Annotated in this window: 25 protein-coding genes; 10 read left to right on the top strand and 15 right to left on the bottom strand. The window is 52.9% G+C overall.

The window, feature by feature from the left end:
- Window positions 1-9: 9 nt before the first annotated feature.
- The gene (gene gmk, locus ACTJI9_RS05490) at window positions 10-627 is read left to right on the top strand and encodes a guanylate kinase (RefSeq protein WP_307286473.1); all 618 of its coding nucleotides are present in this window, start codon (window positions 10-12) and stop codon (window positions 625-627) included.
- Here gmk and rsmA read toward each other — a convergent pair.
- The 6 genes from rsmA to lptF form a co-directional block, all read right to left on the bottom strand.
- The gene (gene rsmA, locus ACTJI9_RS05485; protein ID WP_115051791.1) at window positions 624-1,445 is read right to left on the bottom strand and encodes a 16S rRNA (adenine(1518)-N(6)/adenine(1519)-N(6))-dimethyltransferase RsmA; all 822 of its coding nucleotides are present in this window, start codon (window positions 1,443-1,445) and stop codon (window positions 624-626) included. The two genes, gmk and rsmA, sit on opposite strands and share 4 nt — an antisense overlap.
- Window positions 1,442-2,458, bottom strand: a complete 1,017-nt coding sequence (gene pdxA / locus ACTJI9_RS05480) for a 4-hydroxythreonine-4-phosphate dehydrogenase PdxA (RefSeq protein ID WP_440806518.1) — start codon at window positions 2,456-2,458, stop codon at window positions 1,442-1,444. The genes rsmA and pdxA overlap by 4 nt, the downstream gene beginning before the upstream one ends.
- A gap of 75 nt (window positions 2,459-2,533) precedes the next feature.
- Complete coding sequence (locus ACTJI9_RS05475) at window positions 2,534-3,463, bottom strand: peptidylprolyl isomerase (protein ID WP_307284024.1); 930 nt, start codon at window positions 3,461-3,463, stop codon at window positions 2,534-2,536.
- 135 nt (window positions 3,464-3,598) lie between these two features.
- Entirely contained in the window at window positions 3,599-5,965 is a 2,367-nt protein-coding gene (locus ACTJI9_RS05470; RefSeq protein WP_440806515.1) for an LPS-assembly protein LptD, read from the bottom strand.
- Between the two features lies 1 nt (window position 5,966).
- Entirely contained in the window at window positions 5,967-7,055 is a 1,089-nt protein-coding gene (gene lptG / locus ACTJI9_RS05465; RefSeq protein ID WP_115051787.1) for an LPS export ABC transporter permease LptG, read from the bottom strand.
- The gene (lptF, locus tag ACTJI9_RS05460; RefSeq protein WP_115051786.1) at window positions 7,052-8,257 is read right to left on the bottom strand and encodes an LPS export ABC transporter permease LptF; all 1,206 of its coding nucleotides are present in this window, start codon (window positions 8,255-8,257) and stop codon (window positions 7,052-7,054) included. The genes lptG and lptF overlap by 4 nt, the downstream gene beginning before the upstream one ends.
- A gap of 270 nt (window positions 8,258-8,527) precedes the next feature.
- Here lptF and ACTJI9_RS05455 point away from each other — a divergent pair, with 270 nt between their 5' ends.
- The 5 genes from ACTJI9_RS05455 (at window position 8,528) to ACTJI9_RS05435 (ending at window position 12,329) form a co-directional block, all read left to right on the top strand.
- Entirely contained in the window at window positions 8,528-10,018 is a 1,491-nt protein-coding gene (locus ACTJI9_RS05455; protein WP_440806513.1) for a leucyl aminopeptidase, read from the top strand.
- A 2-nt stretch (window positions 10,019-10,020) separates the two neighbouring features.
- A complete protein-coding gene (locus ACTJI9_RS05450) occupies window positions 10,021-10,647 on the top strand; it encodes a glutathione S-transferase family protein (protein ID WP_336441927.1) in 627 nt (208 codons plus the stop codon).
- Window positions 10,648-10,660: 13 nt separating this feature from the next.
- Entirely contained in the window at window positions 10,661-11,110 is a 450-nt protein-coding gene (locus ACTJI9_RS05445) for a DNA polymerase III subunit chi (RefSeq protein ID WP_115051783.1), read from the top strand.
- A gap of 77 nt (window positions 11,111-11,187) precedes the next feature.
- Window positions 11,188-11,781 (top strand): hypothetical protein, encoded by a 594-nt coding sequence (locus tag ACTJI9_RS05440; protein WP_440806511.1) that lies wholly within the window; start codon window positions 11,188-11,190, stop codon window positions 11,779-11,781.
- Window positions 11,778-12,329 (top strand): GNAT family N-acetyltransferase, encoded by a 552-nt coding sequence (locus ACTJI9_RS05435; RefSeq protein ID WP_354344901.1) that lies wholly within the window; start codon window positions 11,778-11,780, stop codon window positions 12,327-12,329. The genes ACTJI9_RS05440 and ACTJI9_RS05435 overlap by 4 nt, the downstream gene beginning before the upstream one ends.
- Here ACTJI9_RS05435 and ACTJI9_RS05430 read toward each other — a convergent pair.
- A complete protein-coding gene (locus tag ACTJI9_RS05430; protein ID WP_307284048.1) occupies window positions 12,308-12,943 on the bottom strand; it encodes a helix-turn-helix transcriptional regulator in 636 nt (211 codons plus the stop codon). The two genes, ACTJI9_RS05435 and ACTJI9_RS05430, sit on opposite strands and share 22 nt — an antisense overlap.
- A gap of 117 nt (window positions 12,944-13,060) precedes the next feature.
- On the opposite strand from ACTJI9_RS05430, the gene ACTJI9_RS05425 reads away from it, so the two are divergent.
- Window positions 13,061-14,491 (top strand): MFS transporter, encoded by a 1,431-nt coding sequence (locus ACTJI9_RS05425; protein WP_440806507.1) that lies wholly within the window; start codon window positions 13,061-13,063, stop codon window positions 14,489-14,491.
- Between the two features lie 100 nt (window positions 14,492-14,591).
- Here ACTJI9_RS05425 and ACTJI9_RS05420 read toward each other — a convergent pair whose 3' ends face one another.
- Together ACTJI9_RS05420 and ACTJI9_RS05415 are read right to left on the bottom strand one after the other, a co-directional pair.
- On the bottom strand, window positions 14,592-16,487 hold the full coding sequence (locus tag ACTJI9_RS05420) for an ABC-F family ATP-binding cassette domain-containing protein (protein ID WP_115051778.1): 1,896 nt from the start codon (window positions 16,485-16,487) through the stop codon (window positions 14,592-14,594).
- A gap of 253 nt (window positions 16,488-16,740) precedes the next feature.
- Window positions 16,741-17,253: a DinB family protein gene (locus ACTJI9_RS05415; protein ID WP_115051777.1), complete on the bottom strand. Its 513-nt coding sequence runs from the start codon at window positions 17,251-17,253 to the stop codon at window positions 16,741-16,743.
- 65 nt (window positions 17,254-17,318) lie between these two features.
- On the opposite strand from ACTJI9_RS05415, the gene ACTJI9_RS05410 reads away from it, so the two are divergent.
- Both ACTJI9_RS05410 and ndk read left to right on the top strand, forming a co-directional pair.
- A complete protein-coding gene (locus ACTJI9_RS05410) occupies window positions 17,319-18,011 on the top strand; it encodes a glutathione S-transferase family protein (RefSeq protein WP_440806504.1) in 693 nt (230 codons plus the stop codon).
- Window positions 18,012-18,128: 117 nt separating this feature from the next.
- Window positions 18,129-18,551: a nucleoside-diphosphate kinase gene (gene ndk / locus ACTJI9_RS05405; protein ID WP_115051775.1), complete on the top strand. Its 423-nt coding sequence runs from the start codon at window positions 18,129-18,131 to the stop codon at window positions 18,549-18,551.
- Between the two features lie 131 nt (window positions 18,552-18,682).
- Here the strand turns inward: ndk and ACTJI9_RS05400 are convergent, their stop codons facing one another.
- From ACTJI9_RS05400 to ACTJI9_RS05380, 5 genes are all read right to left on the bottom strand, one after another.
- Entirely contained in the window at window positions 18,683-19,153 is a 471-nt protein-coding gene (locus ACTJI9_RS05400; protein WP_307284064.1) for a molybdenum cofactor biosynthesis protein MoaE, read from the bottom strand.
- Window position 19,154: 1 nt separating this feature from the next.
- On the bottom strand, window positions 19,155-19,409 hold the full coding sequence (gene moaD, locus ACTJI9_RS05395; RefSeq protein WP_440806502.1) for a molybdopterin converting factor subunit 1: 255 nt from the start codon (window positions 19,407-19,409) through the stop codon (window positions 19,155-19,157).
- Between the two features lie 3 nt (window positions 19,410-19,412).
- Complete coding sequence (gene pgsA / locus ACTJI9_RS05390; RefSeq protein WP_115051772.1) at window positions 19,413-19,997, bottom strand: CDP-diacylglycerol--glycerol-3-phosphate 3-phosphatidyltransferase; 585 nt, start codon at window positions 19,995-19,997, stop codon at window positions 19,413-19,415.
- 126 nt (window positions 19,998-20,123) lie between these two features.
- Entirely contained in the window at window positions 20,124-22,202 is a 2,079-nt protein-coding gene (uvrC, locus tag ACTJI9_RS05385; protein WP_440806498.1) for an excinuclease ABC subunit UvrC, read from the bottom strand.
- On the bottom strand, window positions 22,199-22,981 hold the full coding sequence (locus tag ACTJI9_RS05380; protein WP_440806496.1) for an SDR family oxidoreductase: 783 nt from the start codon (window positions 22,979-22,981) through the stop codon (window positions 22,199-22,201). Before ACTJI9_RS05380 ends, uvrC begins: the two co-directional genes overlap by 4 nt.
- A gap of 474 nt (window positions 22,982-23,455) precedes the next feature.
- On the opposite strand from ACTJI9_RS05380, the gene ACTJI9_RS05375 reads away from it, so the two are divergent.
- Window positions 23,456-24,100, top strand: coding sequence for an outer membrane protein (locus ACTJI9_RS05375; protein ID WP_307284073.1), 645 nt, complete (start codon window positions 23,456-23,458; stop codon window positions 24,098-24,100).
- A gap of 73 nt (window positions 24,101-24,173) precedes the next feature.
- Here the strand turns inward: ACTJI9_RS05375 and ACTJI9_RS05370 are convergent, their stop codons facing one another.
- Window positions 24,174-24,770, bottom strand: coding sequence for a glutathione S-transferase N-terminal domain-containing protein (locus ACTJI9_RS05370; protein ID WP_440806495.1), 597 nt, complete (start codon window positions 24,768-24,770; stop codon window positions 24,174-24,176).
- Window positions 24,771-24,922: the final 152 nt, after the last annotated feature.

Here is a 24,922-nt window from a genome sequence, read left to right as displayed (position 1 = left end):
CGCGGCCTCATGCTGGTGCTTTCATCGCCCTCCGGTGCCGGTAAATCGACGATCGCCCGCCTGCTGCTGAACGATAAAGAAAAGCTCGAATTGGCGCTGTCAGTCAGCGTTACAACACGAACACGCCGCCCAAGTGAGATCGAGGGTGTCCATTACCACTTTATTTCGGTGCGTGAGTTCGAACGGTTGCGCGACAGCGACGAGTTGATCGAATGGGCAGAGGTTCACGGCAATTTTTACGGCACGCCTCGCGAGGCTGCCGAAAATGCGCTCGCCGATGGTCAGGACATGCTGTTCGATATTGACTGGCAGGGTGCTCTTCAACTTCAGGAAAAGATGAAGGGGGATGTTGTCAGCATTTTCATTTTACCGCCTTCCATGGCCGATCTGAAGCAGCGTCTGCATCGCCGTGCCGAAGATACGGAAGAAGTGATCGAGATGCGCCTGCGAAATGCGCGCAATGAGATCGAGCGTTGGCGTTCTTATGACTACGTTATCGTCAATAAGGACCTCGACCGTGCCTATAATCAGGTCCAGTCTATCGTCACCGCGGAGCGTCTGCGCCGTGATCGCTCGCCCGGCCTGTTTGATTTCGTCAACGGACTACTGGAAGAAAAGCTGGACTAGAGCGAATTTGCAAGCGCCACAAACTCATCGATAGACAATGTTTCGGCGCGCCGGGTGGGATCAATTCCCGCCTTTGCCAGCAGAGCCTCGCCACCCAGCGATTTGACGCTTTGCCGTAGCATTTTGCGGCGCTGACCGAAGGCAGCCTGCGTAACCTTGCCTAAAACCGTAGCATCACAGGACAATGGTGCCTCCCGTGGCACCAGATGCACCACTGATGAGGTAACCTTTGGCGGCGGGGTGAAGGCCTGCGGCGGCACGTCAAAGGTTATTCTCGCCTCTGTACGCCACCCTGCAAGCACACCAAGTCGCCCATAGGAGTCCGATCCCGGTCGTGCGACGATGCGTTCGGCCACTTCGCGCTGAAACATCAGGGTCAGCGAAGAGTAGAATGGCGGCCAGGGCTCTGCCAATAGCCAGCCGACCAGCAGGGGTGTTCCAACATTATAGGGCAGGTTTGCGACGATCTTTATCTTGCTGTCGCCTGCCAGAGCCGCAAAGTCGGTTTCCATTGCATCGCCCGGGATGACGCGAAGACGGCCCGGGTAATGGTCGGCAATTTCCTGAAGAGCAGCCAGACAGCGCTCATCGCGTTCGATGGCGATGACATTGGCGCCTTGTGCCAAAAGCGCGCGCGTCAAACCACCGGGGCCGGGGCCAACTTCAATAACAGTCTGCCCTTCAAGATCCCCGGCTTGACGGGCGATCTTTGCGGTCAGGTTCAGATCGAACAGAAAGTTTTGGCCGAGTGATTTTCTCGCCATCAGTTCATGACGTTCGATGACTTCGCGTAAGGGGGGAAGGTCGTCGATGCTCATGCGATATTCTTTTCTTCTTTGTTCGATGCGAGTTCATCGGCAAGGCGGATTGCAGCGATCAGGCTGTCGGGCTTAGCCTGTCCGGTCCCCGCAATATTAAACGCAGTGCCGTGGTCGGGCGAGGTGCGTATGAAGGGCAAACCAAGCGTAACATTGACGCTGTCGTCAAATCCAAGTGTCTTTGCCGGTATCAGTGCCTGATCGTGATACATGCATATCGCAACATCATATGTTGCTCTGGCTGCCGGATGGAACATCGTATCGGCTGGCAGGGGCCCGCGTGCGTCAATACCTTCGGCACGAAGAATCTGGATAGCGGGCCCGACGATGATTTCATCTTCGGTACCCATGCTGCCGCCTTCGCCCGCATGGGGGTTAAGCCCGGCTATTGCAAGCCGAGGTTCGGCGATACCAAACTGGTTTTTAAGCGCTGCGGCGGTGATACGGCATATTGCAACGATGGTTGGGATATCCAGAACAACCGGAACCTGAGCAATGCCTATATGTATGGTCACGGGAACCGCTCTAAGCAGTGGCCCGGCAAGCATCATGACGGGCGTGACGTCATGTCCGAGATGTTGAGCGGCAAGATGTGCAAGAAATTCTGTGTGGCCCGGAAAACGAAATCCAGCATCGTAAAGCGGTTTCTTTGCAATGGGGCAGGTAACGACAGCGCGCGCTTCGCCTGACAGGCTTAATGCAACTGCGCGCTCGATAGCCTCCATCGTTCCCGGGGCATTCTCGACCAGCGGTGTTCCCGGCTGGTCAATTTGTGCGTTTTCAAGCGGCACGACGGGGAGCGCATCAGCGAATAGGCCTTCGGCCTTCACCGGCGTTGAAATAGCAATCGTGCAATTCTGCCCTGTAAGCTTTGCGCGCGCTTCAATCAGCGCCGGGTCGGCGAGCAGAAAAAACGGCGGCAGACCCAATTGCTTGCGCTTCAACCAACAGGCAATGGCAATTTCAGGACCGATGCCCGAAGGGTCGCCGCAGCTTACAGCGATGGCAGTCATGGGCACGCCCCGTCTTCTATGAGGTAGAGCAAGTCTTATTTATTCGACGCGGCATCGTGCCGAAGGCGAACACTGCTATTCGTTGGTGATTTTGGCTTTGGCGCGCAGTTCATCAAGGTATTTCTTATCAACGGCCTCTGCTGTCGCATCGCCTTTGCCGCTATTTTGTTCTTGCGCGAATACCATACGGGCTACGCGGTCATCGGAGACCTGGCGTGTTGCACAGACACCCAGATATTCAACGCCCTTATCGGTATCAAGCGTAGCGGTGGCGTGGCCAACTGATGTCGATTTTACCTGAGCTGCCCATTCAGGGGGAAGTTCCTGCTCGATAAACTTGCCAAGGTCACGCACGGTCACGTCAAGTGTACCTTTGGCAATATCGCGCGTGCCATCGCAGCCGTTGAACTTGGCGCGCATTGCATTGGCTTCGCTGCGACGCTTTGCAAGTCTGTCGCGCTTGTTTGCCGGTACAACGAAAATCACCTGTTGAAGCTGATATTCAGTAGAAACAGGTTTCTTGCCGCCATCTTTGAGCATGCGTTGAACTGCATCCTGCTCGGTAAACTTAGCGCCGCCCTGCGAACGATTGCGGGTCGCCAATGCGCGGCCCCAGCTCATCTGAATGCGGATATATTCCTTAAAGTGCTGGGCGGTAACGCCAGCCTTGTCCAGGACGCTATTAAGCTGAGCCAATGTCATCTTGTTATTGGTTGCGAAGCGGGCGAAAGCATCGTTGACTTCGCCATCGCCAACAAGAAGGTTGAGCCGCCGCAATTCCTGGCGCTTCAATGCTTCTTCGGTCAATTCCTCTTTGGCATCGCCCTTTTTACGCTGCAACTTCAGGAAGGCGGCGCGCCGTGAAATATCGTAATCGGTGATAGGAGCACCATTGACAACAACTTTGATTTCGCTTGCGGCTGCAGGTAGAATTGTTCCCGCCGTGAGACTCGAGCCGATTACGGCAAACAAAGCCGCTGCAATAATATGGTTCCTCGCCATCATTCCTAATTATCCAATCATTGTCCGCATGTAATAAGCGGGCTGTAGCCTTAGTGCTTTGGTGTAGTAGCGTAATTACTGTCGCTTTACTAAGGCAAAAGCGTGACTGACCGCAAGAGCGGTCGTCAAACGTGATGGTTAGATGCCGCCAATATCAACTGGCTCACCAACGCCCCAGAGCGTTCTGAACGAGATATTGAACCCGAATTTCGTCGTCTTGTCGCCCTCTGCGCCATTAACGGTCACAGGCTGCTCTTGCTGATAATACATGCTGTATGTGAAGCATTCATCATCATAGGCCAGCGCTGCGGTGCGCTTCACCAACGTCTCGGATACGAGATCATAGGTCCCTGAGCCGAGAACACGCCAGTTCGGTGTTAGCTTGGCAGAGCCGCCTACCGTCACCTCGTGGCGGTCTGTCGGAAACCCGTAAGTCTCCTGCTTGTCAATGAATGCATATTTGACAAAGGCTGAGCCATACTTGCCATCCGCTGTGCTGGCAACTTCGGCGCGGCGAACCTCAAATGTGTCCTTGTCGAAGCGCCCGCCAGTTGTCACGTTGAACCGGCCATAATTGGCACCGATCATCGCAACATAGTCTGAACGGTCATCTTCAAGGCCAGACTCTGCGCCAACATTCACGAAGTCATTCGTATTGAACGAATTTTTTCCGGCGATATGGAATGACTGGCCAGCAATACCATTGAGCGACAGGCCATTGCTGAACGTACCGGAGTAGCGAACGCCGAGATTGACGCGCGTGCCACCTTCAACCCGGTCATAACCGGAGAATTTGTCACGCTCGAACAGGCTGGATGCGTCGAAAACAAAGCTCTGTGCGTCTTCGTTCGGCATCTCGCCCGCATAGGGCTCATTATTACGAACGAATAGCTGAGCAGTCGGCTCCAGCACATGCGTCGAACTGGTCGTTGAGAACAGGATAGGCCATCTGGCTTCAAGACCTGCTGTCGCCATGCCGCGGAAGGCTTCAGACCGCACAATACCGGCTGTGTCGGAATCCACATACATGCCATCACCGCGCAGAGCGAGAAGGGGTGTAATAACCAGACCGTTAGGCGCGATGAATGTGCGTTTCCATTCCGCCTCAGCGGTCAGACGCCCATCATTGCCTTTGATGCCAGAAATATAGCCTTCACGTGTAAGGTCGCTGAATCCGGTACCACTTTGCCTGTCGCGATGAAGCGCTTGCAAATTAACATCGAAATTCAGTTCGCCGCCTGCAACCGACTGTGTGGGCGTGAAGGCGTAATCCAAACTTGGCATTACCCAAGGTTGCTTCGTTTCTTGGGCGCTGGAATTATCATTACCAATCGATTCCTGAACAAGGAAATTATAGAAGCGAAGATCAAAGAAGTTTCGATCATTGATGCCCGTCAGATAAACCTCATTGGTGATATCGTAATTGTCATATTGATCAATGCCATATCGATAGGCAAACGCCTTGTCCGATTGGGCCATAACATTCCAGCCGACAGTCCATCGCGGATTGATACGCAAAGCCCCCTTCGTCGCGATCATGCCGCGGCCGTGATTATCGCGATCGACATTAAAGTCGTCTAGATTGTCACGATAGTCATTGTATTTAAACGCCTCCGGATCGCGCTGACTGATACCGGCGACCTTGATCGAATATTCGCCATTATTCAGGCGATGGCGCCATTCAGCTTCACCGAGGAAACCCTGCTTGCTGTAATAAGTACCGGTAAGCGTCAGATCATAATTGGGTGCAAGGGCCCAGAAATACGGCACGGAAACGCCTGATCCGAGGTTGGTTTCATGCTTGTAGCTTGGAATGAGAAAGCCACTTTTGCGCTTGACTGTCGGATCTGCAATTTCGAAGGCTGGCAGGAACGCCAATGGCATGCCGAACATTTCAAAACGGCCACGCTCGAAACGAATGGTCTTCTTCTTGCCGTTCCAAATGATCTTTTGCGCACGGACCTGCCAGAGTGGAGCTTTGTCCGGCTTTGTCCGGCAAGGCTCGCAGGCAGTATATATACCGTTGTTAAAGGTTGTAATTTCGCCGCCAATACGCTCGGCGCTTTCGGCTGCGAACCGCGTATTGTCAGCGGACTCAACGCGCAGGGCATTGACAAAGCCTTCGCGGAAATCGTCGGTGACATCGAGATTCTCGGCATAAATCCGATTGCCGTCTTTTTCGACAATCTCAACCTTGCCCATGGCTTTCAGGCGGCCGGTATTCTGGTCATACGTGACCTGACGCGCGACAAGCCGGTTTCCATCATAGTCAATCTGCACACCACCAACGGCGGAAATCGTCTTGGCATTGATGTCGTAGACAAGCTCGTCTGATTCCAGAAGAAGCTGTGCATTTGGATTAGTCTGGACAGTGCCCACAAGTGCATCATTTGTCTGGGCATAGGCTGGGAGCGAAATCCCGCCCGCTAGGCATAGCACTGCCGTCCCGCACAACAAACGTGCGAGCCACGACGGTAACACCGAGCGCGTTACATTCAATCCCACTCTAACCATCCTCCTTGTGCAACAGAAAGGAGACCCCAAAAAATGTTGCAATCAACACGGGTGTCCATGCGGCTATGAAAGGCGGGACGAATCCCGCATTGCCAAATGCCTTGACCACAACAGTGACGACATAAAGCACGAAGCCCGCCAGGACGCCACCCAGAATCATCGTTCCGGATTGTCCAAAGCGAACAAATTTCAACGAAACTGTCGCGGCGATCAAAGTCATCGCCATCAACAAAGCCGGTAAAGCCAGCAAAGACTGGAAATGCATGTCAAAACTGTTGGCTGAATAACCAAAAGAACGGGCTGCGGCAATTTTGTTACGCAGCTCAAAAAAAGGAATTGTTTCAGGCTTGGCGAGGCTTTCTTCAACGAATTCAGGGCGAAGATGCGTCGGAATACGTATTGAATCCAACGGAACCGGGGTTTCGCCAAGCACAAATTTGGTCACATTGTTCAGTTCCCAATAGCCATCTTTCAAGTCAGCGGTTCGCGCATCAAGCCGTTCCCGAATGTCCTGATTCTTGTCCAGCCGAATGAAAGTCGCGTCAACCAATCGTAAACCACGATTGACGATAGATTTGGCACCGATGATGGTTTCGCCATCTTCAGTCTTTTGGCGGAGCCACGGAACGCGGTTCGTGCCAACATCATTGGCTTTGCCGGAACGCCAGGCGGAGGTGATTTGCTCGCTTCGCTCATAGCCGTGAGCGGCGAGGGGATTGACCAGTAATATGGCAATAAGACCAAAAAGCAGGGCACCTGCGCAGGCTGGCAACAGGAACTGCCACGCTGAAACCCCAACTGAACGAGCGACAACAAGTTCGTACTTGCGATTCAGGGAAATCAACGTTGCCATTGCCGAAAACAGGGCGATGAATGGAAAGACCTGCTGCATGATGAAAGGGATGCGCATCGCCGATATGCCGAATGCGGCAAGTGGCGAATAGTCGGGTAATGCCGATAATTTGCCCGACAGCTCCGTAAAATCGAGAATGAGTGCCAGCGCGAAACTGCCCAGCAAAAAATATGCCGTGATTGTCACGTAGCGCAAAAAGAAATAGCGACCCAGAGTCCAACCTATCATTTGCGGTTGCCTCCGCGTTTGCGACTGAACAGCTTCGTGCCTACGCCGGCAAAAGCTTCCTGCCGGGCTGCCAGGTTTGATTTCAGCCACTTCGTCCAACTATCAGGCAAACCGATTTGCCGGTTTGTGACCAAAGCATAGGTTGCAGCCAGACCCGCAAACAGTGGTATCGCGACCAGCAGTGGCAGCAGGTCTGCATTTTTATTGGTGTTTTGCCCCGTCGAATAGGCCATCCAGAATACGATGAGGCTGAGCGTAATAGCGGTAAACGAGGCCGAAATCCGGGCCTCGCGATGGGAGCGTGAATCGGCAGCCGCCGCCAGCGCAATCAACGCAAACACAAAGGCATAACTCCACTCAGTGAATCGCTTGTATAGTTCAGACGTGTAGCGCAGTGGGTTGCTCTTATATTGCTTGTCGTTCGGATCAGGATTCAACAGTTCATCCAGAGGGCGGTCTTTCGCAAAAATGGTCGGCTCTTTCTCATCTGCCGCCAAAAATGCTGCAAGATCAAGCGCATATGTATTGAACTTGATGATGGAAACATTCCCGGTCTGGACATCGCGGCGATCGATTTCACCGTCTTTCATGACCAGCAGATTCTGGTTTCCCGTTTCAACGACCAGTCCTTCCTTGGCGTAATAAATGAGGTCTGTCGTTGGATCGCGGGAATCGGAAACAAATAGTCCCTTGATGGAGCCGTTGGAATCGCGTGCTTCGATCTGAATGTAGAGATTGTCCGCCAGTTCCTGAAAAGCGCCTTGCTGCACCACAAGATTAACGACATCAGCATTCGCGTCGGCAATCATCTGGCGCATATTGAGCGTGGAGTAGGGCGCAATGAAATTTGCGATCACGAATGACGATATCGAAACGAAGGCGGCAAAAAGCAGAACGGGGCGGATTACCGCCGAGCGCGGCGCGCCCGCGGCATTGATAACGACAAGCTCTGAATCCTGGTTCATTGTCGAAAGCGTCTGCGTAACAGCAATCACCAGCGCAAATGGCATAACAAGCGGGAAGGCGGATGGAAGCAGGTTGGAACTGAATTTGAGAACGTAGAAAAAGCTTTGCCCACTGGTCGTCAGGAAGTTGATGCGCCCCAGCACCTGGACAATCCACGTCACGCCGACTGCCGAAAGCAGCACAGCAAAAAACATGACGACGATCCGTCGCAAGATATATATCTCAATCAGGCGCATGTCATGTTTCGCAAGAAGAGTTCCGCCACCTTGTTTAACCACCGGACCGGAAAGACCGGCTGTTCAGTTTATCCCATGAAGCCCATGGAATTTTGGGACGAACCCGTTACGTGTTCTATATATCGACTTTAGTTCAATCTAGTCAGGCTTGGCTAAAAATAGGCGAAGAAAGCTGGTTAACAAGGTGTTAGTCCACATACTTCGTTGAGTCCCTTATTTCATCACGTTTGATAAATAAGAAAATCACGTTTTGTTCAATCTGGAGATATCATGTCCAAACGCCCATCCATCAGTTTTGCGAAGCACGCGCCAATCGAAGGCAAGACTGCCATTTTGCTGGCCAATGCTGAAGGTAAGATCTCTGCAGAGGCCGAATCTGTTATCGGTGCCGATGCGCTGTCGCGTATCATCAATGTTTCGGATTTTAAAGGTAAACTGGCTTCGGGTATTTCCACAATCGCTCCTGCGGATACGCAACTTGATCGGTTGGTATTGATAGGAGCGGGTGATCCAGACAAACTTAAGGCCGATGATTGGCTGAAAATGGGCGGTGCCGCTCTTGCGAAAGTGGCCGGTGTGAAAGACATATCGATTGTTCTGGCGCTTCCAGATACGCAAATTTCGGCCACAAGCGCCGCTGATTTTGCACTCGGCATATTGCTGCGCTCCTATAGTTTCAACAAATACAAAACGAAAAAGAACAGGGACGGCGAAAAGGATTATCGCTCAGCCCGCATAACCATTCACGTGGCAGATCCTCAAGCGGCAAAAAAAGCTTTTGCTCAAGCCGAAGCGGTCGCAGAAGGCGTTGTGCTGGCGCGTGATCTGGTGAATGAACCTGCCAATATGCTTGGACCCATCGAATTTGCTGAACGCATTGAGGAGCTGAAGAAGCTCGACGTGAAGGTCGAAATATTGTCCGAAAAAGATATGAAAAAGCTGGGCATGGGCTCGCTTCTCGGTGTTGCACAGGGTTCTACCCGCCCGGCGCGTCTGGCCGTGATGCATTGGAACGGAAGCAAGGGCAAGGACCAGCCGATCGCATTTATCGGCAAGGGGGTCACCTTTGATAGCGGCGGTCTCTCCATCAAAACCGCGGGTGGCATGGAGGAGATGAAGGGCGATATGGGCGGCGCTGCTGCTGTCACCGGTCTGATGCATGCTTTGGCCACGCGCAAGGCAAAAGTAAATGTCGTCGGCGTGATCGGCATCGTGGAAAACATGATCAACGGCGATGCACAACGTCCGGGCGATATCGTGACCTCTATGTCGGGGCAAACCATAGAAGTGCTCAATACCGATGCCGAGGGACGTCTTGTTCTGGCGGATGCGCTTTACTACTGCAATGATCGTTTCAAGCCAAAGCTCATGATAAATCTCGCCACGCTAACCGGCGCGATCATGATAGCGCTCGGTCTTCATCATGCGGGTCTATTCTCCAATAATGACGAGCTTGCGGGGCAACTTTTGGAGGCCGGACAGGCTACGGGAGAAAAACTCTGGCGCATGCCTCTTGGACCGGAATATGACAAGCTTCTCGATACCAAGAATGCCGACATGAAAAATATTGGCGGGCGCTATGGCGGCGCGATCATAGCTGCACAATTCCTGCAGCGCTTTGTCGGCGATACGCCTTGGGCGCATCTGGACATCGCTGCCACGGCGATAGGCGCTCCCACCAATGAATACAGCCAGTCCTGGGCTTCAGGATTCGGGGTGCGGCTTCTGGACAGATTTGTTCAGGATAATTTTGAGGGTTGACCGTGGAGATCAACCTCTATGGAACGCTTGAGAGCGTATATGTACGCATTGTCAGACTTGTCCTCCTCACTAAGGGAGCCAAATTTTCAATGGTGGAGGCTGACCCTTTCGAGGGAGGAAAGCTCCCGGCTCACTATGACCAGCTGCATCCATTCGGAAAAATCCCGGCGATAGAAATAGATGGTTTCGGTCTTTATGAGACCGATGCCATTGTGCATTATATCGACGCAGTTTTTGACGAGCCTGCATTGATACCGTCATCTGTAAAGGATGCAGCACGCATGCGGCAGCTCATGCGAATTGTTGATGCATATGCCTACCGGCCATTGGTCTGGGGGCTTTACGTTCCGATCTATTGGCGTGATGGACTTGCACCGACGGACGAGGCAATTACCCAATCCCGACAGGTGCTGGGTGTTATCGAGGGAATTCTTGACAAGTCACCTGCCTGCGGCTTCACAACGCCAACACTTGCCACATTCTATATGATGAGCACTCTTGCCGCTGCCGATACAGTGGAACCAGGGGCCGCGCTGATTGACGAGAGGCCACGCTTGCGGGAATGGTGGGATTCGATGCGTGTATCCGCCAGTATGGTCGAGACACGACCGGACTGCATGAAATTCTGACATACGGAATGAAATGACTGAAATTCTCTTCTACCACTTGACTGAATCGACCCTGGAAAATGCGTTGCCCGGGCTCGTTGAGCGCTCGCTTGACCGGAAGTGGAGAGTTGTCATCCAGACTGGCTCGCAGGAACGGCGCGACAGTCTGGATAATCATTTATGGACCTGGTCGGATTCGTCATTTCTTGCCCATGGCACGGATCAGGAGGCCAATCCTGAAGAACAGCCGGTTATCCTGACGACAACGGATGCCAATCCCAATGCGGCAACGGTCCGGTTTCTCGTTGACGGGGCCGTCCCAAGTGATGCCGAAAACTATGAGCGCCTTATTTTGATGTTTGATGGCCATGATCAGCAGCAGCTTGAGCAGGCTCGGGCCCAATGGAAATTATTGAAAGATCAGGGCCATGCGTTGACCTATTGGCAGCAGAATGCCGAGGGGCGCTGGGAAAAGAAGGCTTAAAGCAATTCAGGAAAAGTGGACACCGGTTTTCCGTCCGAAATTGCGTAAATTGGAATTGCTTTTGAGGGGAGGCGCCGATGCGTTTCGTTTTCCTGTTTCTGCTTGTTCTAGGTGTTGTTTTCGGCATTGGCGGGCCTTGGGCAGCCTTGAATTTCTCTGGAGAGGAGATCGGAACCTGGCGTGTTTATGACCGGCCCGGCCCATACAAGCCTGTCACGGTTGCCTTGAAAGCTGAAGATGCGCCCGTGCGCGCCTTTGTCGATATGCAAACACTTCGCAATTTTATCCCGACGGTAAGCCGCACCGCCTTAACAGCAGTTGTGACCCATAATGGCAAAGACGTTCTTGTTGAAACATTGAACTATACCGGCTCAAAAGCCACCAATAAAGGTTCGCCACAAGGGCAGCAGATCTATCGCGATGAGATTGGCGATATCAACCCTGCCCAAGACGGAGATTATCTCTTCATGTTAGGGCCAGGCGATTTTGATGGGTTGGAAGTGGCTCATGTCGATCTGGTTTTGCGAAAAAACGCTTCAATTGTCGATTGGCGTATCATGCCCGCTGGCATTGCCTTGATCGTAATCAGCATAGCCGGGCTTTTATTTTTGCGTCGCCGCCGCAGGGCAACGCCAGTTTCGGTTCCGCCGCAGTCGAAATGGGGCAGATGATGGCCAGTCAGGCCACAAAATTTCCTGTTATGGTCACGCAAAGACTGCGCTTGCGTCAGTTTGAGCCGAAGGACGATAAGGGTCTCCATGCTTGCCTCGGCAATCAGGAGTTGGTGCAGTATTGGGATTTCGCGCCTTGTAGGAATATCCAAGAAACGCGGGGCTGGGTAAGGGCTCTTGCGAAGGGAGCCCAGCCGGAAACAGCCATTGCTTGGGCCGTGGCCGATATCAAGACAGATGAATGTATCGGAATGGTCAATTATCACCATCGCGAAGCCTACAGCCGCAAGCTTGAGATTGGCTATATTCTTCGGGCCGAATATCACGGCCAAGGCCTGATGACGGAGGCTGTCCGAAAAATCATGACCCACTGCATTGATGAGCTGAAAACGCGGCGCATTGCGGCGATTATCCATCCGGATAATGCACCTTCAATCCGATTGGCGACGAGACTGGACTTTGCACTCGAAGGCGGACCCCTTCGCGATTATTGGCGGGTAGGGGATCGTTTCATCAGTCCGATGGTCTACAGCTTCATCGCAAGCTGATCGCTTTGTTTTGGCCTTGCTGCAATTGTATAAGCACAACGCCGCGCACCTTTGAGGATGTGCTCGAAACGTGTAACTTCAACATCAGGCCCAAGTGCTGCTTGAAACACTTCAAGCTCGGAGCGGCAGAGTTTTTGACAGGCCTTTGCAGCAACACAAATAGGGCAATGATTCTCGACAAGGACGAGTTTGCCTTCTGCGTTGCGGGTGCTGGTGGCCATATATCCTTCCGCTGAGCGAATGGCTGCAAGCTGTTCCACCTTGGCTTCAAGGGTTTCAATTGGTTCAAGTGCAAGCTGATATTGATTAAGCGTCGCCTGTTCGCGATGAGAAATCAGTTGATCCAGTCCGGACTCCCCGAAAACCGCAGAGATTGAAGCGATGAGATCTCTGGTTAACCCGGCATGGTTATCCGGAAACTGGGCGTTTCCTGCCTCAGTCAAATGCCAAAACCTCTTGGGTCTTCCCACGCTCTCACGGCTGTCTTCATACTCGACAAGGCCGGCTTCATGCAGTCGCCCCAGCATCTGGCGAACAGCCACCGCGGTAATATCCAGACGTTCCGCTAATGCCGCAGCCGTTTGAGCCCCGGTCACTTTCAAGGAATATAGCATGCGATTTGTCGTGCGATCCTGCATGATGCCAATATAGGTATAAAAATTAAAAAAGCTATTGCTTGTTTTATAAAGCGGAATATAAAAACATAAAACTAATTAAATTGAGGAAATGCCATGAGTGACCATGCTCAACCCAGCGATGCCCGCTGGTCGGAACTGCTAACCGCCGACTATTCGGCAGCCACAACGACACTTTGTCTGGGCGTTGCCCTTTTCGCCTTTAACGGTTTTCTGGTGTCGACATCGCTTCCCACTGCCGTGGGCGAAATTGGCGGTATTGAGCTGATATCCTGGGCATTTACCCTTTATCTGGTGTTTTCTATTGTCGGCGGCGCCAGCGGTGCCTTGCTGAAAGCCCGCTTCGGCTCTCGTACCGCGCTTGTCGGTTCGGCCCTGGTATTTTTGGCTGGTACATTGATTGCGGCCTTTGCCTCATCCATGACCGAAGTCCTGATAGGCCGGGCCCTTCAGGGCGTGGGCGAGGGCATTATTGCTGCCACCTGTTACGCGCTGATCCCGGAACTCTTTCCGTCCCGGCTTGTCGCCAAAGTGTTTGGTGCTGAAGCGGTCGTTTGGGCTATTGCGGCATTCGGTGGTCCGTTGGTGTCCGGCATGCTGACCGAGCATCTTTCGTGGCGCGCAGCCTTCCTCATCAATGTTCCCTTGGGGCTGATCTTCATCGCATTGACATTCCGCATCGTTCCGCGCTTTTCCGGCGAGATACAGCGATTAAGCGTACCATTTTTTCGGCTATCCGCCATCGGTGCCGGTATCATGCTCGTTGCGTTAGCCAGCATCATGCAGAGCGTGCCCATGGAAGTGCTTTTCGTGGCCGGTGCAGCCATAGTCCTTGCCTCGGTCATCCTAATTGATCGTCGCAGCGACACACCACTCTTTCCGTCAGATGCCTTTTCGCTCAATTCCACGGTTGGCATTGGCCTTTGGGTTGTGCTGCTTATGCCGGTCGCGCAAGCTTCCACCTCGGTCTATCTGGTTATGACCCTGCAAAACCTTTGGGGTTATGGTCCAACCAAAGCTGGTGCTTTCAGCGCAACTTTTGCAATTGCATGGAGCCTTTTTGCCATTCTTGTCGCAAATATTCAGGATCCGCGCCGCCGTGCCTGGATGATCCGCCTTGGACCAACGCTGCTCGTCAGCGGTCTTGCGATCATCGTCTTTGGTTTCTCGCTGGACGAACCTCTGGTGGTCATGCTCGGGCAAATATTGATCGGCACGGGCTTTGGCATAAGCTGGGGCTTCCTCAGCCAAACGGTGATGGAAGCTGCCAAGAGCGGCGAGCGTGATCGAGCTTCTGCCTTGCTGCCAACCCTGCAATCTGCCGGCTATGCGATTGGGGCCGCCATAGCGGGACTGGCTGCAAATGCTGTCGGCTATCCGCTCGCAACGACGCCCGATGCCTTACGGCATGCATCGATAATCATTTTCGCCGTATCGACGATTATCGGCCTCGGCGCACTGCTGGCCGGCTATGCTTTGCCGCTGCGCAAAAAGACAATGCTTGCAATCGATGTGCCCAAGCTTTGACCGACTTTCGGAGGGCTAGGGTCTTGGCTCTGAAACTCTGAAAAATCCAGGAGAGGGGACGGTTTCGACCTGCACGTTCCCTCTCTTGCGATGTTCTTAATTATAAATCAGCCATGGCCTCTTCATATTCGCTGGAGAGCGCCAGCCATTCTTCCTCGGCACGCGCCAGTGAAGATTTGGCATAGCCAATCTCTTTGCCGATCTGCGTCGCCTTTGCAGGTTCGCGGGAATAGATGATCGGGTCCGCGAGTTGGACTTGCAGCGAGTCGATCTTCTTCTGGAAGCGCTGAACCTGTGCTTCGGCTTCCTGAATCTTTTTCTGCAACGGCTTTAATGCCTCGCGCTTTTGGGCAGCCAGCTTCCGCTGTTCTGCTTTGCTGAGCTTCTGGCCTTCTTCGACCACGATCTTGTTGCCCGAGCGCTCGGCCTTGGCATCAGCCAGAACCAGTGAGCGGTAAGCATCAAGATCGCCATCGTAAGGCGCAACTGCGCCATCGCGCACCAACCACAGCCGGTCCATTGTCGCTTCGATCAGGTGGCGATCATGGGCAATCAGGATGACAGCGCCGTCGAACTCGTTTAGCGCGTGCATCAAGGCTTCGCGGCTGTCTATATCAAGGTGGTTGGTCGGTTCGTCGAGGATCAGCAGATTTGGCCCTTCAAACGTCGCAAGTCCCATCAAAAGTCGGGCTTTTTCACCACCAGAGAGGTCTTTCGCCGCCGTATTCATCTTGACCGTAGCAAGACCCATGCGCGAGACGCGCGCGCGCACCTTCGCTTCTGGTGCATCCGGCATCAGCTTGCGGACATGCTCGATGGCATTGTCTTCCGGTACGAGATCGTCCAGCTGATGTTGGGCAAAGAAGGAAATTTTCAGGTTCGAAGCAACCGTGATCTTGCCTTTTTGCAAAGGTAGGCGGCCACTGATCAGCTTGGCAAGCGTGGACTTACCATTGCCATTCGACCCGAGCAGCGCAATGCGGTCATCCGCATCGATGCGCAGGTTCAAATGCTTGAGAATGGGTTTGCCCGGCGTATAGCCGACTTCACCGCTTTCAATCGCGATAATAGGAGAGGCCACGACCTTTTCCGGTTCCGGAAAATGGAATGGCATCACATGATCCTCAATGTGCGCGGAAATCGGTTTGAGCTTCTGCAAGGCTTTCAAGCGTGATTGCGCCTGCTTGGCCTTGGATGCCTTGGCGCGAAAACGCTCCACAAAGGCTTCCATGTGCTTGCGATGCGCTTCCTGCTTGGTACGCGCCTTCTGCTGCAATTCCAGTGCTTCCGAACGCAGACGTTCGAACTGATCGTAATTGCCCTGCCAAAGTGTCAGCTTGGTCTGATCCAGATGAATGATGGAGTTGACGGCGGAGTTCAAAAGGTCGCGGTCATGGCTGATGAGGATGACGGTATGCGGATAACGGCGCACATAATCTTCCAGCCATAAGGTGCCTTCCAGATCGAGATAGTTGGTTGGCTCGTCGAGCAGCAGAAGATCCGGCTCAGCAAACAGCACCGCCGCCAGGGCAACGCGCATGCGCCAACCGCCGGAAAAAGACGATGCCGGTCGTTTTTGCGCTTCCGCATCAAAACCAAGGCCAGAAAGAATTGCTCCGGCGCGGGCTTCAGCCGAATGCGCGTCAATGTCGGCCAGTCGGATGTGAATATCGGCAATACGATGCGGATCGGTTGCAGTCTCCGCCTCCGCTAGCAGTTCCGTACGTTCCTTGTCGGCAGCAAGCACGATTTCAATCAATGAATCTTCTGTGCCGGGCGCTTCCTGCGCCACCTGACCGATACGGATATTCTTCGGCAGGAAGAAATCGCCGGTTTCAGCGTGAAGTTCGCCCGTGATGACCTTGAACAGTGTGGATTTGCCCGCACCATTGCGGCCCACAAGCCCGGCTTTTGTGCCGGATGGCAGGTTGAGACTGGCGTGATCGATCAGCAAACGGCCGGCCATCCGCACGGATATATCGTCGAGAATAAGCATGGCCGCGCTTTTGCACGGGAAATCTCATTTCCGCAAGGTATTCGTGTTTAAAAGTCAGATTGCACGGCTGCTATGCGGGGTTCGCCCTTCGACAAGTTCAGGATGGCTCACCATGACGAAGGTTGATGCTCCGCAATAATATCACTGAAGCTGCAATTCTTGATGCCTGCAACCCACCACCTTCCTCATCCTGAGTTTGTCGAAGGGCGCTATTGCGTTCTTGCAAAGATTTTCAATAGTTTGAAGGAAGAGTTCAAGAATAAGGCCTACCTTCCTCAGTCCTTTGAAATTGAGCGAGATCAAACGAAGGCAAGGTCTTTCCAAGACTCGTCAAAATACCGTGAGCCTGACCGCGATGGTGAGTTTGGTGATTAAAAAGATGCGCCAGAGCTGGTGCCAGCCGTTGGCTGATGGTGCGCATGTCACTCACGGTTGTATAGGTGAAACGAGAGGCGATTGCCTTGCTATCCAAGCTCCGTACCCAGTTTAAAATGCGGGCATCTTCCTGCTCCCGCGCCGCTTTCAGCTCATTGAACCTGTCAAAGAGTATCGCATCGAGAGCCTTGGGAGCATCCCCTTCGCCGCTAAAGCGAAACATCCAGATGCGGTCAGTCACCAGCAGGTGGTTTAGCGTCCTGTGCAACGAGCCAAAAAAAGCGCCCATGTCACGGCGATATTCCTCGTCCTCCAGCTCGGCCACTGCCATATAAAGCCGCTCATTTACCCAGCGGTTATATGCCGCCAGCATCTGAAAATGCTGTTCCATCCGTTGACTTCTCCATTACAAGAGTCAGTATTGCTGACATATTATATCGAGCGAGGTAATTTGCCATGGGAATTGTTCTGCACGAGCTTGTCGGTACTGACAAGAGCCGCCCATTTAGTCCTCATTGCTGGAAGACAGTGATGTCACTCGCTCATAAAGGCCTGCCATTTGACAGGAATGCGGTCTCTTTCATTGATATTCCGAAACTTGAAAACGGCTATTCCACCAAGGTCCCGGTGGTAAGGGATGGCGAGAAGCTCGTTGCTGATTCATTCGACATCGCGCTCTATTTGGAGGATCATTATCCGGACCGTCCTTCACTTTTCAAAGGCGAGGGCGGCCGCGCCATGGCTCGTTTTGTCGAGGGGTATTCGCAAATGATCCTGCATCCCTTCCTCAATCTGGTCGTGCTGATGCCGGTACACGATGTGCTGGACACACCAAACCAGGCTTATTTTCGCGAAAGCCGCGAACAGATTTTTGGCCGCAAGCTTGAAGATGTCGCCGCTGATCGCGATAGTAAGCGCGACGCATTTACCAAAAGCCTGGCTCCGATCCGCAAGATGCTGCTCTCGCAGCCATTCATTGGCGGTGAAACGCCGCTCTTTGGCGATTACATTATTTTCGGCGCATTCCAATGGGCAAGAGTGTTGACGCCTTACAAGCTGTTTGATGAGGGAGATCCGGTTGCAGACTGGTTCGAGCGGTGTCTCGATCTGCATGGCGGCATAGCCCGTAAGGTATTGGCTGCGGCATAAGAGGGCAGTTCAGGAGGGGCATTCAAGCGCATCGGGTAAAAGGTCTCTTGGCAAACGCACTGCCTGCCGCTATAGACCCGCCATCCAATCTCCCCAAAATGACAAGGTTTCATTTCCATGGCAATTGAACGCACTTTCTCGATGATCAAGCCCGACGCGACACGCCGCAACCTCACTGGCGCCATCACCGCCAAGCTTGAGGAAGCCGGTCTTCGTGTTATCGCTTCCAAGCGCGTCTGGATGAGCCGCCGCGAAGCTGAAGGCTTCTACGCAGTGCACAAGGATCGCCCTTTCTTTGGCGAACTGGTAGAATTCATGTCTTCCGCTCCGACCATCGTTCAGGTTCTTGAAGGCGAAAACGCTATCCTTCGCAACCGCGAAGTCATGGGCGCCACCAATCCAGCCAATGCTGACGAAGGCACAATCCGCAAGACTTTCGCCCTTTCGATCGGTGAAAACTCGGTTCATGGTTCCGATGCACCTGAGACAGCTGCAGAAGAGATTGCTTACTGGTTTTCCGGTACAGAAATCGTCGGCTGATTCTTAAAAGCTGATGAATAAAAAAGCCGGGTTCGCCCGGCTTTTTTATTGGCCTTATGCCACGATTGACAGGATAACCAGCACCAACACTGCGATAAACCCAACAATCAGCGAACCTGTTGCGAGCCGGTTCACAGGCTATGCCAACGTTTGAATGCGTCCTGATCCTTGGTCTTGGCTTCGACCCAGCCGCGTTCTTCGCCCGTATTCAAATGTTCTTTTTTCCAAAACGGGGCTGTGTTCTTCAGATAATCCATCAGGAATGAAGCGGCATTGAATGCCGCCTCGCGATGGATTGATGCCGCCATGACAAGAACAATGTTCTCTCCGGGTTTGATCAACCCGAAACGATGAATGATTGTGAGGCCGGTAAGTGTCCAGCGGTCCAGCACTTCGGCTGCAACGCGGGTCATTTCTGCTTCCGCCATGCCGGGATAATGTTCAATCTCAAGCGCCGCCAGCGTTCCAGCTTCGTCGCGGCAAAGACCGCTGAATGTTACCACAGCGCCTATATTCCGGTTCTGTCCGGAAATCTGGCTCATCTCAGCGGCGATATCGAAATCGTCACGCTGAACTATGATCCGTGGCTGCACCGCGTCCATATCATCCCCCGGTCATCGGCGGGAACAGGGCGATTTCGGTTGCTCCTTTTACAAAAGCGTCGTGTTCCACATGTTCCTGATTGATGGCAACGCGGATCACATTCTCATATTCGAGAGCCGCGGCATATTCTTCGCCGCGGGTTTTCAAATGAGCCAGTAAATCGCTGACTGTGACAATTTCCGGGTCAAGCTCAATCACTTCCTCGCCTTTTCCGATCCGCTCACGCACCCATGCGAAATAGACGAGTTTGGTCATTGATCAATCCACCACATGTTTCAGGCCAGCGCGGAAATAATCCCAGCCGGTATAGAGAGTTATCAGTGCGGCACTCCACAAGAGCACGATACCAAGAATTGTGATGATTGGCACGATCTTGTCGCCAGCCGGGCCCGCAAGGAGAAAAGCCACCGCGACCATCTGAATCGTGGTTTTCCATTTTGCCAGACGGCTCACAGGCACGCTGACTTTAAGCTCTGCCAGATATTCACGCAGGCCAGAGACCAGAATTTCGCGGCAAAGAATGATGATTGCAGCCCAGAGTGTCCAACCGGCGATAGTTTGATCTGCTGCCAAAAGAAGCAGGCAAGCGGAGACGAGCAACTTATCAGCGATAGGATCAAGCATGCGGCCTATTGTTGATGTTTGCTTCCAGATGCGCGCCAGATAGCCGTCAAAAAAATCGGTAACGCTGGCAATGATGAATATGGCAAGCGCGGCCCAACGGGCTGTATCGCTTGATTGCAGGCTTCCTTCAATGAAAAAGCACAGGACAACCAGCGGCACAGCAATGATACGGGCATAGGTCAGGATATTCGGTAGTGAGTAGGCGTTGTTCTTGGGCATATTTCCAACCATTCAAATCATTACCGATCAAAGGGACTTAAGCACCTTACGTCAAGCTCATCATGGCCAAGTCAGGCGCAATTATGTCTGATAGCAGAGCAAAGTTCGCTCCGACCAGTTTCCTTCCTATGTACGGAAATGATCGCGAATTGTAATAGCCATCGCTTCAGATATACCGTCGACCTTCATCAAATCTTCGACAGCAGCCCGGGAAACGGCCTTGGCAGTACCAAATTGATGCAGCAGCGCGCGTTTGCGTGATGGTCCGATGCCTGCAATTTCGTCGAGCGGGTTCTTTATCATCTCTTTTTTGCGCTTCGCTCTGTGCGTGCCAATCGCGAATCGATGGGCTTCGTCACGCAGCCGCTGGAGGAAATATAGTACCGGATCGCGCGGGGGCAGGGTAAAGGCTGGTTTGCCTTCCATGAAGAAGCGCTCGCGGCCCGCATCGCGGTCCACGCCCTTCGCCACACCAATGGCAGTGACCTTGTCGGTAAGACCCATTTCGTTGAGGATACCGCGCACCGCGGTCATCTGACCTTGCCCGCCGTCGATGAGAATAATATCGGGCCAAGCCGGGAAGGCATCTGAATCATCATCGAATTCATCGATTTCGACGTCTTGTGCCGGCATATCCTTGTTTTCGGGCGAGCCATGTTCTTTGACCAATCGGCTGAAGCGGCGCTCAATCACTTCACGCATCATGCCGAAATCATCGCCGGGCGTAATATCTGTCGAGCGGATATTGAATTTCCGATACTGGTTTTTGACGAAACCCTCGGGTCCGGCAACAATCATGGCGCCTATCGCATTGGTGCCCATAATGTGGGAATTATCATAGACCTCGATGCGGCGCGGCGTCTTTTCCAGTCCGAATGTCTCCGCTACACCTTTGAGCAAGCGCGATTGCGACGATGTTTCTGCCAATTGCCGCCCTAGAGCTTCTCGCGCATTGCTCAAGGCATGCTCGACCAGATCTTTCTTTTCGCCGCGTTGTGGAACAAGGATCGTGACCTTGCGTTCGGATTTGGCTGTCAGCGCAACTCCCAGTAATTCCTGATCCTCCACTACTTCGGAAAGCAGGATCATTGAAGGGCAGGGCTTGTCATCATAGAACTGCGACAGAAATGCCCCCAGAACTTCCGCACCAGACAAGGATGAATCCGCCTTGGGGTAATAAGCGCGATTACCCCAGTTTTGCCCGGTGCGGAAAAAGAACACTTGAATGCAGGTGACGCCGCCATCCTGGTAGATCGCAAAGACATCTGCTTCCTCGACACCTTGCGGATTGATGCCTGAATGGGATTGCACATGGGATAGGGCCGAAAGCCTGTCCCGATAGATTGCTGCCCGTTCGAAATCGAGATCGGCAGAGGCATCCCGCATCGCATTTGAAAGATGCGTCTTCACCGCCTGACTCTTGCCCGAAAGAAACGCCTTCGTCTCGGCAACGAGCTCATCATAATCGCGCTCGTCAATTTCGCCGGTACAAGGGCCAGAGCAACGCTTGATCTGGTAGAGCAGGCAGGGGCGCGTGCGGTTCTCATAAAATGAATCCGTGCAAGTGCGCAGCAGAAAGGCACGCTGTAGCGCGGTGATTGTTCTGCCCACTGCACCGGCAGAAGCGAATGGGCCGAAATAGTCTCCCTTGCTCGACCGCGCACCGCGATGCTTGAAAATGCCGGGGGCAATGCGCCGCTCTCCCGGTTTTGGCGCTGTCAGCAAAATATAGGGAAACGACTTGTCATCGCGCATCAGCACGTTAAAGCGCGGACGCAAGCGCTTGATAAGATTCGCTTCCAGCAGCAGGGCTTCCGTCTCGGTACGGGTAACCACGAACTCCATTTTCATGGTTTCGCGGATCATGCGCGCAATGCGATTATTGTGGCCCTGTCCACGTGCATAGTTCGAAACGCGTTTTTTCAGACTGTGTGCTTTGCCAACATAAAGCACGTCGCCTGCTTCATTGAACATGCGATAGACGCCAGGTTTGTTGGGCAGGCGTTTGACAAGTTCGGCAATGACATCGGCGCCACTATTGCCGTCGCTGACAATTGCTGAATCCCATTCGATAGCGCTAATCAGCGCTGCAACGTTCCGCACCGGTTCATTGGCCACTCTGGCCGTTTCGTCAGTGTTTTCCGCCATGTCGAAATCGAGGTCGTCCCGTTCGAGGTTAGTCGCTTGTTTTGCCGGTGCGATCATTCTGCGATTCCCGTCGCATCGGCGGTTTTCCAGGCCAGGTGCTGTCCGCCATCAAGGGCGACCATTTGCCCCGTAATGGAGCGTGTCTCCCAAAGATAACGAATGGTACGGCCAAATTCTGAAAGGTCCGGGCCTCGCTCCAAAAGGAGGCTGCTGACTTGTTGATTGAAATCATGCTGGTCCTGTCGGTCGCTCGGCATGGTCGGTCCAGGTCCAATCGCATTGACGCGAAGACGGGGAGCCAATGCCTGCGCCAGCGTTTGGGTAGCAGTCCATAGGGCGCTCTTCGACAAAGTATATGACAGGAATTTTGGGGTCAGTTTCCAGACGCGCTGGTCAATAATATTAACAATCAGCCCATCCTGTCCATCGGGCAGCAACGAGGCAACGGCGTCCGCAAGCAGCACCGGCGCCTTCACATGCACCGCAAAGTGGTTGTTCCAAACAACATCATCTGCGAGATTGCCAATTGCGTCTTCCTGAAAAACCGAAGCGTTGTTGACCAGAAGCTGTACCGGCCCAAGCTCGTGCTGCACCTGGGAAACAAGCCGCCTTGTTGCGTCGCTATCAGTTAGGTCAGCTTCAACAACGCAACCCTTGCCGCCTTTGCTCTCGATTGCGGCAAGTAGGGCCTCACCCTCAGCGCGTGAATGGTTGCTGTGAATTGCAACAGCAAACCCGTGACCGGCCAAATCTTCAACAATTGCCTTGCCGATGCGCTTGGCACCACCAGTTACAAGGGCAATCGGTCGATCAAGCGTCACAGTTTTCTCCTTCATGGGGTGATTCAACGCTAAATATAGGCATGAGCCCGATAAAGCGCGAGGGGCTAACGTCAGCAATGAACAGTTCTAGTCGAACTTTAACGCGGATTGGAAATCAAACACGGAAAACTCTGATAGAGACAGAAAATCATCATTATCGCCAAGTCCAATGTAAATCTTAAGCAAGTGTTAAGTATACTATATTGACCGGCAATATTGTATGACTTTGAATGAAATTTGATTCAAATAGTGTGCGATTTCTATTTTGTAAGCTTATTTATAAATGATTGAATTTGCAGGGAAATTCTAATTGTTGCTGAAAAACCACATCGCATTTCGGCCATTTTCCTGACAGTTTCTTTTCACAGTCCGGCACGAGTCCCGCCACATTGAAGAGCGAATGTCATTCTCGTCAAGCGGACGTAATTTTGGTTTCCCCCCCGACCAAAGGCCCGCTGCGTGTAAATAGAGTTTAAAAAGGAGATTGCGATGCGCACTCTTAAAACAATGATCCTCGCTTCGGCGGCTGTGCTTACGCTCTCCGCCCCGGTTCTCGCTGCTGATGCTATCGTCGAACAGGCGCCAGCTCCTGAGGCTGCACCGTTTGAACAGCCAGTTGGCGGCTGGGATGGTGCTTACGTCGGTGCTTATGGCGGCTATGGCTGGAACAAGAACAAGACATCCGAAGGCAAGCTTGATGCCGATGGCATGAAGGGCGGCGTTTACGGCGGTTACAACCTTCAGAATGGCCAGTTTGTTTACGGTGTTGAAGGCGACGTTGGTTACTCCGGTGCCAAGGAACGCAGTTTTGGTTATAGAGCCAAGCAGGGCGTAGAGGGTTCAGTACGTGCCCGCGCCGGTGTCGCTCTTGATCCGGTCCTGCTTTACGGTACAGGCGGTGTTGCCATGACTGAAGGCAAGCTTAGCGGTCCTGATGGCAGCGATTCCAAGACACATGTCGGCTGGACAGCCGGTGTTGGTGCAGAAGCCAAAATCACTGAAAATATCGTTGGCCGTGCTGAATATCGTTACACCGATTTCGGCAAGAAGAACTACGATCTCGGTGGTATCGACGATGTATCGAACAAGATCACAACGAATGAAATTCGTCTGGGTGTTGGCTACAAGTTCTAATACCAGGGTGATTTAACGAAAAAAGCCGGACAGGAGACTGTCCGGCTTTTTTCGTTTCAGGCCTTCCGCAAAATTACTTCGGCAACAATGCCGCCAGTTCGGGATGCAATTCCTCGAATCGCTTTTGCCAGCGTGTCAGTTTAGAGCGCCCCTTTTCCCATTTTCCTTCGAACCGCAAGCTTGCATAGGCGAGGGCTGCCGCCAACGCGATATGGCCGCCATGCAGTTTCTTGCCAAGACGGGGAGGTGCCGCGTTCAAAACATCAAGCACACGCACTGCCTTGACCCATTGGCGATCCAGCCACGGCTCGTAGATTTTTTCTTCTGGGCGGAAACGGCGCTCATAAACATGCGCCAGCAAAACATCACAAAGTCCATCGGCGATAGACTCAAGCTGCTCTGCCTCAAGGCGTTTTTCCGCGTTGCGCGGGAAGAGCTTGTTGCCGGAAAGGCGATTGAGATATTGCGTAATGACGCGGCTATCGAAAATCGCCTTGCCATCATCGAGGATCAGGGTTGGAATTTTACCAAGCGGATTGGCATTGACCAATTCCGGCGGTTGAGCATTGCTGTCAACGAGAACGGTTTCAAGCGGAATATCCGCATAATGCGCCGCCATACGCACCTTGGTACTATAGGGCGATGCGGGTGAATAAAGAACTTTAGTCACGATGAACTCCGATTTTGCGACTCGATGTGAAACGGTAAACTTCGTGTGGGATTATGAAAAGCGCGCATTGATAAAGTGAGTTGCAAGACGGCAAGCGTGTTTTCTTTTCAAAACATACCTTGTCGAAGGGCGAACCATGCAAGAACATTAGT

Source organism: Phyllobacterium sp. 22552 (assembly GCF_052044585.1).
Taxonomy (GTDB): Bacteria; Pseudomonadota; Alphaproteobacteria; order Rhizobiales; family Rhizobiaceae; genus Phyllobacterium; species Phyllobacterium ifriqiyense.
Note: the sequence above shows the minus strand (reverse complement) of the source record. Positions and strands in the feature narration are given on the sequence as shown.

Coding starts and splice junctions, on each gene's coding strand:
- gmk (WP_307286473.1), top strand. CDS start 10: ATGCTGGTGCTTTCATCGCCCTCCGGTGCCGGTAAATCGACGATCGCC.
- rsmA (WP_115051791.1), bottom strand. CDS start 1,445: ATGAGCATCGACGACCTTCCCCCCTTACGCGAAGTCATCGAACGTCAT.
- pdxA (WP_440806518.1), bottom strand. CDS start 2,458: ATGACTGCCATCGCTGTAAGCTGCGGCGACCCTTCGGGCATCGGTCCT.
- ACTJI9_RS05475 (WP_307284024.1), bottom strand. CDS start 3,463: ATGATGGCGAGGAACCATATTATTGCAGCGGCTTTGTTTGCCGTAATC.
- lptG (WP_115051787.1), bottom strand. CDS start 7,055: ATGATAGGTTGGACTCTGGGTCGCTATTTCTTTTTGCGCTACGTGACA.
- lptF (WP_115051786.1), bottom strand. CDS start 8,257: ATGCGCCTGATTGAGATATATATCTTGCGACGGATCGTCGTCATGTTT.
- ACTJI9_RS05455 (WP_440806513.1), top strand. CDS start 8,528: ATGTCCAAACGCCCATCCATCAGTTTTGCGAAGCACGCGCCAATCGAA.
- ACTJI9_RS05445 (WP_115051783.1), top strand. CDS start 10,661: ATGACTGAAATTCTCTTCTACCACTTGACTGAATCGACCCTGGAAAAT.
- ACTJI9_RS05440 (WP_440806511.1), top strand. CDS start 11,188: ATGCGTTTCGTTTTCCTGTTTCTGCTTGTTCTAGGTGTTGTTTTCGGC.
- ACTJI9_RS05435 (WP_354344901.1), top strand. CDS start 11,778: ATGATGGCCAGTCAGGCCACAAAATTTCCTGTTATGGTCACGCAAAGA.
- ACTJI9_RS05430 (WP_307284048.1), bottom strand. CDS start 12,943: ATGCTATATTCCTTGAAAGTGACCGGGGCTCAAACGGCTGCGGCATTA.
- ACTJI9_RS05425 (WP_440806507.1), top strand. CDS start 13,061: ATGAGTGACCATGCTCAACCCAGCGATGCCCGCTGGTCGGAACTGCTA.
- ACTJI9_RS05420 (WP_115051778.1), bottom strand. CDS start 16,487: ATGCTTATTCTCGACGATATATCCGTGCGGATGGCCGGCCGTTTGCTG.
- ACTJI9_RS05415 (WP_115051777.1), bottom strand. CDS start 17,253: ATGGAACAGCATTTTCAGATGCTGGCGGCATATAACCGCTGGGTAAAT.
- ACTJI9_RS05410 (WP_440806504.1), top strand. CDS start 17,319: ATGGGAATTGTTCTGCACGAGCTTGTCGGTACTGACAAGAGCCGCCCA.
- ndk (WP_115051775.1), top strand. CDS start 18,129: ATGGCAATTGAACGCACTTTCTCGATGATCAAGCCCGACGCGACACGC.
- ACTJI9_RS05400 (WP_307284064.1), bottom strand. CDS start 19,153: ATGGACGCGGTGCAGCCACGGATCATAGTTCAGCGTGACGATTTCGAT.
- moaD (WP_440806502.1), bottom strand. CDS start 19,409: ATGACCAAACTCGTCTATTTCGCATGGGTGCGTGAGCGGATCGGAAAA.
- pgsA (WP_115051772.1), bottom strand. CDS start 19,997: ATGCCCAAGAACAACGCCTACTCACTACCGAATATCCTGACCTATGCC.
- uvrC (WP_440806498.1), bottom strand. CDS start 22,202: ATGATCGCACCGGCAAAACAAGCGACTAACCTCGAACGGGACGACCTC.
- ACTJI9_RS05380 (WP_440806496.1), bottom strand. CDS start 22,981: ATGAAGGAGAAAACTGTGACGCTTGATCGACCGATTGCCCTTGTAACT.
- ACTJI9_RS05375 (WP_307284073.1), top strand. CDS start 23,456: ATGCGCACTCTTAAAACAATGATCCTCGCTTCGGCGGCTGTGCTTACG.